This window comes from Winogradskyella marina, assembly GCF_015645385.1.
GTDB classification, from domain to species: Bacteria; Bacteroidota; Bacteroidia; order Flavobacteriales; family Flavobacteriaceae; genus Winogradskyella; species Winogradskyella marina.
The window spans coordinates 1-314 of record NZ_JADOET010000072.1; the positions used below are offsets into that span (position 1 = coordinate 1).

General features: G+C 30.3%; 1 protein-coding gene. It reads right to left on the reverse strand.

Going from position 1 to position 314, the window contains the following annotated elements; translation table 11 throughout:
* Window positions 1-314 (reverse strand): RNA polymerase sigma factor (locus tag ITJ86_RS17240; RefSeq protein WP_195872882.1); only part of this gene is annotated, 314 nt, incomplete at both ends.

The window sequence follows — 314 nt, forward strand, 5'->3', positions numbered from 1 at the left end:
ATGTTTTCTAGTTCTAATAATATCAATGCTTTATTTTGCTCGTTTAGTTGGTCTATACAGTGATACATTTTTTTGATATTACCTTCATTATTGTCGATGTTATCATCATAGCTACTATTTGATAATAAGTCTTCATTAATAGCGATGTTTTTTCTTGGTTTACGTAAATCCCCTAAACAAACATTTACTGCAATTCTATAAATCCAAGTGTCTATAGATGACTTTTCTTTAAATGAGTTTCTATGCTTCCAAACCTTTATAAAAGTCTCCTGAAGCCATTCTTTTGCAAGCTCATTATTTCCTGATGCATACCC